General features: G+C 36.8%; 3 protein-coding genes and 2 pseudogenes. 3 read left to right on the forward strand and 2 right to left on the reverse strand.

Annotation, left to right across the window (positions count from 1 at the left end; genetic code table 11):
• Nucleotides 1–54 precede the first annotated feature (54 nt).
• Nucleotides 55–306: pseudogene (locus tag AB3X49_RS16940) on the reverse strand (helix-turn-helix domain-containing protein); the annotation flags it as partial.
• Nucleotides 307–612: 306 nt separating this feature from the next.
• Between AB3X49_RS16940 and AB3X49_RS16945 the strand changes: the two are divergent.
• From AB3X49_RS16945 to AB3X49_RS16955, 3 genes and pseudogenes are all read left to right on the forward strand, one after another.
• A pseudogene (locus AB3X49_RS16945) lies at nt 613–2,049 on the forward strand (solute symporter family protein); the annotation flags it as partial.
• Nucleotides 2,050–2,397: 348 nt separating this feature from the next.
• Entirely contained in the window at nt 2,398–3,747 is a 1,350-nt protein-coding gene (locus AB3X49_RS16950; protein WP_367963541.1) for an aspartate aminotransferase family protein, read from the forward strand.
• Between the two features lie 65 nt (nt 3,748–3,812).
• On the forward strand, nt 3,813–4,091 hold the full coding sequence (locus tag AB3X49_RS16955; protein WP_328010878.1) for a DUF3986 family protein: 279 nt from the start codon (nt 3,813–3,815) through the stop codon (nt 4,089–4,091).
• Nucleotides 4,092–4,154: 63 nt separating this feature from the next.
• Here the strand turns inward: AB3X49_RS16955 and AB3X49_RS16960 are convergent, their stop codons facing one another.
• Nucleotides 4,155–5,318 (reverse strand): cation:proton antiporter, encoded by a 1,164-nt coding sequence (locus AB3X49_RS16960; protein WP_098168638.1) that lies wholly within the window; start codon nt 5,316–5,318, stop codon nt 4,155–4,157.
• Nucleotides 5,319–5,431 lie beyond the last annotated feature (113 nt).

A 5,431-nucleotide genomic window follows, 5' to 3' on the forward strand; every position in this document is an offset into this window, starting at 1 on the left:
TTCAAAATCAATTGCGTAATCTAATTGATGTTCCAGTTTTTCTTGACCAGGTCAAATAACCGTTCTACGGCTAATGTTAAGTGATTCAGCAATCTTCTTCTTCGTTTTAAAAGATACACCAAAAAATTTAGCAGAGTAGTTGTGTAGGTGCGCTAGTACAGCTAATTGGTTTTTATTTAACTGATCCTTAAATTTCTCTTTATATGAACGAACAGTTTTATTTAATTCATCAATAGTTTTGAATGTTGCTAGGTTTTCGTAGGTTTCATTACCTGCGATAATTGTAATTCCTTTTTTCTTCTCCATAATAAATCTGTCCCCTTTGTGGAAACAAAAAAGCAACGTCACCAATTTGGTAAACGTTGCTTAATAGACCCTACATGATGTAAAATAACTCATGAGAGTATAGCAAGTGTTTACCTGGCGCAATCAGGTGGACGGTATATAGAGTGTTGGTCGCACTATATATACACGCTGTGCTTTTTTTGTTTTGAGTCTTGTATTTAGATAAAATTTCATTTGCAAAAATGTGTTTAAAGTAGAACCATTAGCAATAGAGTTAGTTGTTTTTGTAGGGTCTATATAAAAAATTAGCTTAATAAGACAAGATAAGGATTAACTGGCTGGCAAAATGGTCTGGCTATTGCTGGGAATTACATGTCTGCTGCGTCATTTCTTGGTATAGCCGGAGCGATAGCGTTAACTGGGTTTGATGGGTTCTTTTATAGTATCGGCTTTTTAGTTGCTTATTTAGTTGTTCTATATCTTGTCGCAGAACCGCTTAGAAATTTAGGGAAGTACACGTTAGCGGATATGATTGCGGCACGTTTTGATGCGAAAAAAGTTCGTGGTATAGCAGCGCTTAATACGATGACGATTTCAATTTTCTATATGATTGCACAATTAGTTGGTGCGGGTGCACTTATTAAACTATTATTAGGTATTGAATATACAACATCTGTATTAATCGTAGGTACACTTATGACTGTGTATGTTATTTTTGGAGGAATGACAGCTACGAGCTGGGTTCAAATTGTAAAGGCTGTACTACTTATGGCAGGGACATTTATTATTTCTGTTATCGTTTTCTCCAAATTTAATTTCAGTGTGACTGAAATGTTCGCTCACATGAAAACAGCTACTCCATTAAAAGATTCGTTTTTAAATCCAGGAGTAAAGTATAAGGATGGTCTTGATACACTTTCTTTAAATTTAGGACTAGTCCTTGGTACAGCTGGATTACCACATATTCTTGTCCGCTTTTTTACAGTACGTGATGCAAAAACTGCACGTCAATCTGTTGTATATGCGACGTGGTTAATTGGCGCGTTTTATATTATGACAATTTTATTAGGGTTTGGAGCAGCAGCGTTTGTAGGAAATGAGGCGATTATTAAAGCAAACCCTGCTGGTAATATGGCAGCACCTTTATTAGCAAAAGCATTAGGCGGAGATTTCTTATTTGCTTTCGTATCAGCAATTGCTTTTGCAACTATTTTAGCTGTAGTAGCAGGACTTGTGTTAACAGCAGCATCAGCATTCGCGCATGATTTTTATAATGAGATTATCCGTAAAGGAAAATCAACGGAAAAAGAGCAAGTGTCAATGGCGCGTTATGCGTCTATTGGGGTGGCGATAGTATCTATTATACTTGCTTTATTTGCTCAAACATTAAACGTAGCATTTTTAGTATCACTAGCATTTGCGGTTGCAGCGAGTGCAAATTTACCGGTTATATTATTTACAATCTATTGGAAGCGTTTTAATACAACAGGAGCAATTTCTGGTATGATTGTTGGTCTTGTATCAGCGATTGTTCTTGTAGCGTTAAGTCCAAATGTTTGGAACCCAGTAGCTGGAAAAGCTATTTTTGTTGGAGAAGCGATATTCCCATATATGACACCTGGAATTATTTCGATCCCGCTCGGGTTTCTTGCAGCATATTTAGGAACTGTTTTCTCTAGTAAGAAAGAAGATGCAGCGAAATTTGATGAAATTCTTGTGAAATCTAATACTGGTCATGGTATTAGTGATGCATCTTCGCATTAAAAAAAGAGGAGCTTTTCGAAATATAAGAAAAGCTCCTCTTTCTTTTGACATTTTCTTATAAAGTGAAACTTTAATCAGTGTGGGGGATTGTTCATCCCCCCACACTGATTATTAGCCCTCACCAATTGGGCGTTTATGGGCAGTTAATCTCCCACCTAACTTCTTTGCTCCAGCTGAATTTGGGGGTGGGAGTTTTACTGCCCACAAATAGCGGGATAAATATTACTTTAATTTTGGTAGGATTTGTCTTGTGTTTGTGGAATGAAAATAGGCAGGGAGAAATTTAACTCATCATGGCACCAGCGCAGCTTTGTGAAAAATAAGTTGTTATGGAAGGTGGAAGAAATGATGAAGACAAAACAAACCGATGAATTATTAGCAAAAGATGAGCAATATGTTTGGCACGGAATGCGTCCCTTTAGTCCAAGTAGTACAATGGTAGGGGCAAAAGCAGAAGGGTGCTGGGTTGAAGATATACAAGGAAAAAGATACTTAGATGGTATGAGTGGTCTTTGGTGTGTAAATAGCGGATATGGAAGAAAAGAGCTTGTAGAGGCAGCTTATAAGCAATTGCAAACATTATCATATTTTCCGATGTCACAATCACATGAACCAGCAATTAAGCTCGCTGAAAAGTTAAACGAATGGCTTGGTGGAGAGTATGTTATTTTCTTCTCTAATAGTGGATCAGAAGCGAATGAAACCGCTTTTAAAATAGCAAGACAATATTATGCTCAAAAAGGTGAACCGCATCGTTATAAATTTATGTCGCGTTATCGTGGTTATCACGGAAACACAATGGCAACGATGGCGGCAACTGGCCAAGCACAACGTAGATATCAATATGAGCCATTTGCTTCAGGGTTTTTACACGTAACGCCTCCAGATTGTTACCGCATGCCAGAAATGGAATCGCAAAATATTTATGATGTAGAGTGTGTGAAAGAAGTAGATCGTGTTATGACATGGGAATTAAGTGAAACGATAGCCGCATTTATTATGGAGCCAATTATTACAGGCGGAGGTATTTTAATGCCACCACAAGACTATATGAAAGCAATTCACGAAACATGTCAAAAACACGGAGCACTACTTATAAGTGATGAAGTTATTTGTGGTTTCGGGCGTACAGGAAAAGCATTTGGGTTTATGAACTATGACGTTAAGCCTGATATCGTTACGATGGCAAAAGGTATTACGAGCGCATACTTACCATTATCAGCAACAGCTGTAAAAAAAGAAATTTATGAGGCATTTAAAGGAACAGGAGAATATGAATTCTTCCGCCATATTAATACATTTGGTGGAAATCCAGCGGCTTGTGCATTAGCGCTTAAAAACTTAGAGATTATGGAAAATGAAAATTTAATTGAGCGCTCTGCACAAATGGGTTCACTTTTATTAAATCAATTAAAAGAAGAAATTGGGGCACATCCGCTTGTTGGAAATATTAGAGGGAAAGGGTTATTAGTTGGAATCGAACTAGTAAATGATAAAGCGACGAAAGAACCAATTGATAATGACAAAATTGCAAGTGTTGTAAATGCTTGTAAAGAAAAAGGGCTCATTATCGGACGCAACGGTATGACAACAGCAGGGTATAATAACGTATTAACATTAGCGCCACCGCTCGTTATTTCAGGTGAAGAAATTGCTTTTATTGTCGGAACGTTGAAGACAGCGATGGAACGTATTTAATAAATAGAACGAGAGGAGCGAGCTGTAATATAAGGCTCGCTTTTGTTTACTAGGAGGAGCTTTTAATGGAGAAATATGATCCTAACAAACATTATCACATTGGTTATTATGAAGACGGATATGATTTAGAAGTGACAGCGTACAAAAGAATAAATGAGGCAGTTTGGGATGCGTATATTCCAGAATATGAAGCAGGGAGTCTTTATGAGAAAGTAAGTGAAATGAAGCTAGGTGAATATATAGATGATTACGGCATTAAAGTCTATTCATTTCGTGATGATATCGATGATGAAGAAGCACGCTCCATTTTTGAAAAATGGTTAAAAACGAATGGAATTGTTTAAAGAGAAAATGAAAAAGGAGATTGCTATCTTTTAAGATATCAATCTCCTTTTATTATAGTAAACTTATTTGCTTGCTTTCACTGCTTTATCTTTTGCACCAAAAGTGTATTTTAACATTGGTGGTGTAATCATCGTTGTTAAAATAACTACGATAACGATTGCTGTAAAGTAATCTTGTGCTAATAGGCCAGAAGAAAGTCCTGTTCCTGCGATGATAAGTGCAACTTCACCACGAGAAACCATACCAGCACCGATAATTGCAGAAGACTTTGCATCAAATCCAGTGATTCGTGCACCGAATCCACAACCGATTAGTTTTGTGAATACAGCGATAACTGTTAATGCTAAGATGAACCAAATTTGATCGCCAATACCGTCAAATGTAATATTCATACCGATACTAACAAAGAATACTGGAACGAACATAGCGTAAGCAATTGGTTCTACTTTCTTTTCTACTTCATGTTTGTAGTTCGTTTGAGAAATAGCGATACCAGCTGCGAAAGCACCGATAATACCAGCAATTCCTAATAGTTCGCCGAAGTATGCGAATGAGAAACAGATGATAAGTGCAGCACTAACGATAGACTCAGATACGCGAAGTGGTGATAACCAGCGCATGATTGCTGGAACACCTTTCCAACCAATTAAAATGATAGAAGCAAAGAATACTACTTTCTTCAAGATAATCATTGTTAAGTTAACGTCATCTGTGCCTAAGAAGCTCATTGCAAATGCTAATAAAATAACAACAAGAATGTCATCAAATACAGCGGCTCCAAGCATCGTCGTACTTTCACGTGTTTTCATTTTACCTAAATCACGAAGTGTTTGAACGGAAATACTAACACTTGTTGCACATAGAAGTAATCCTAAAAAGACAGCATTCCCTTGTTCCATACCGACAACAAGACCGGCAACGTAACCACCTACGAATGGAAGAACGATACCTCCAAGTGCAACAGCTAAAGAAGAATTACGATTTGCGTTTAATTCTTCTAAGTCTGTTTCAAGTCCTGCCATAAACATTAAAAGAATAACTCCGACATTACTTAATTGTGTTAGAAGCTCTGAATTTTCAATCCATCCGAATATAGCTGGACCGATAACGATACCAACAATTAATTTACCGAGTACAGAAGGTTGACCTAATCTAACACTAAGGTCACCAGCAAGCTTTGTACTTAATAAAATAAGTGCAATTTGAAAGAAAAATTCGAATTCCATTTAATCCTCTCCTCATCACTTTTTATTTTTATCATACGATTTCTCGGAATTTGCCTAATGATAATATGTAAAGATCCATTAAACAAAGGGTCTATTTACGAGTTCTTTTGAAC

The organism is Bacillus sp. C30 (genome assembly GCF_040838255.1).
GTDB lineage: Bacteria > Bacillota > Bacilli > Bacillales > Bacillaceae_G > Bacillus_A > Bacillus_A mycoides.